Origin of the sequence: Streptomyces anatolicus (assembly GCF_019400875.1) — a bacterium.
GTDB lineage: Bacteria > Actinomycetota > Actinomycetes > Streptomycetales > Streptomycetaceae > Streptomyces > Streptomyces anatolicus.
Genome location: NZ_WMBF01000766.1, coordinates 1 through 1,894 on the forward strand (window position 1 = coordinate 1; position 1,894 = coordinate 1,894).

1 protein-coding gene is annotated in these 1,894 nt (G+C 68.8%); it reads left to right on the forward strand.

Features of this window, described 5'->3' with window-relative positions:
- The first annotated feature begins 144 nt into the window (after positions 1–144).
- Positions 145–1,698 carry a signal recognition particle protein gene (gene ffh, locus GKQ77_RS32275; protein ID WP_125515353.1) on the forward strand — a complete coding sequence of 518 codons (1,554 nt, stop codon included), beginning with the start codon at positions 145–147 and terminating at the stop codon, positions 1,696–1,698.
- Positions 1,699–1,894: the final 196 nt, after the last annotated feature.

The window sequence follows — 1,894 nt, forward strand, 5'->3', positions numbered from 1 at the left end:
GGGTTCTGGCGGGGAGCTAGGCCTGCCGAGCGCCTCGGGCGGGGTGAGGAAGAACCCGCCCACCGCCCCAGGCACCGGGCCGCGCCAGATACTCTGGAAGGCGACCTGTCAGCCCGCCCCCAACTACGAGGATTCGCGACCGCCGTGTTCGATACTCTCTCCGACCGCCTCGCAGCGACATTCAAGAACCTCCGGGGCAAGGGCCGCCTGTCCGAGGCGGACATCGACGCCACGGCGCGCGAGATCCGCATCGCCCTGCTCGAAGCCGACGTCGCCCTGTCCGTCGTACGCGCCTTCATCAAGCAGATCAAGGAGCGCGCGGCCGGCGCCGAGGTCTCCCAGGCGCTGAACCCCGCCCAGCAGGTCATCAAGATCGTCAACGAGGAGCTCATCGGCATCCTCGGCGGCGAGACCCGGCGCCTGCGCTTCGCGAAGACCGGGCCGACCGTCATCATGCTCGCCGGCCTCCAGGGCGCCGGTAAGACGACCCTCGCCGGAAAGCTCGGCCTCTGGCTGAAGGGGCAGGGCCACTCGCCGCTCCTGGTGGCCTGTGACCTCCAGCGCCCCAACGCCGTCAACCAGCTGAGCGTCGTCGCCGAGCGCGCCGGCGTCGGCGTCTACGCCCCCCAGCCGGGCAACGGCGTGGGCGACCCGGTGCAGGTCGCCAAGGACTCCATCGAGTTCGCCAAGACCAAGCAGTACGACGTCGTCATCGTCGACACCGCCGGCCGCCTCGGCATCGACCAGGAACTGATGCAGCAGGCCGCGGACATCCGTGACGCGGTCAGCCCGGACGAGGTCCTGTTCGTCGTCGACGCCATGATCGGTCAGGACGCGGTCAACACCGCCGAGGCCTTCCGCGACGGCGTCGGCTTCGACGGCGTGGTGCTCTCCAAGCTCGACGGTGACGCCCGCGGTGGTGCCGCGCTCTCCATCGCGCAGGTCACCGGCCGCCAGATCATGTTCGCCTCGAACGGCGAGAAGCTGGACGACTTCGACGCGTTCCACCCGGACCGCATGGCGTCCCGCATCCTCGGCATGGGCGACATGCTCACGCTCATCGAGAAGGCCGAGCAGACCTTCTCCCAGCAAGAGGCCGAGAAGATGGCCTCCAAGCTGGCGAGCAGCAAGGGCAAGGACTTCACGCTCGATGACTTCCTGGCCCAGATGGAGCAGGTCAGGAAGATGGGCAGCATCAGCAAGCTGCTCGGCATGATGCCCGGCATGGGGCAGATCAAGGACCAGATCAACAACATCGACGAGCGCGACGTCGACCGCACCGCCGCCATCATCAAGTCCATGACGCCCGCCGAGCGTCAGGAGCCCACGATCATCAACGGCTCCCGGCGCGCCCGTATCGCCAAGGGCTCCGGTGTCGAGGTCAGCGCGGTGAAGGGCCTCGTCGAGCGGTTCTTCGAGGCGCGCAAGATGATGTCCCGCATGGCCCAGGGCGGCGGCATGCCGGGTATGCCCGGACTGCCGGGCATGGGCGGCGGCGCCGGCAAGCAGAAGAAGAAGCAGAAGCAGGCCAAGGGCAAGCGGCGCTCCGGTAACCCGATGAAGCGCAAGCAGGAGGAGCTGGAGGCGGCCACGCGCCGCGAGCAGGCCGGCCAGGAGGGCGGCGCCTTCGGTCTTCCGGGCGGGCAGGCCGGGCAGAACTTCGAGCTGCCCGACGAGTTCAAGAAGTTCATGGGCTGAGCGCGCCCGTCGCGCGAGTTCCACCTCGTACGAAACTTGGGGCGTCCCTCTACGGAGGGGCGCCCCAGGCGTTTTCCCGGCCCCTCGGAGGCGTCGGCAGCGCGGATGCCCGGGGATGCTTTGTGACGTAACGTCCGAATATGAGCAACCCTGTGCCACCGCGCCAGGCGCCCGATCAGCCGTGGCGCTCCGAGGG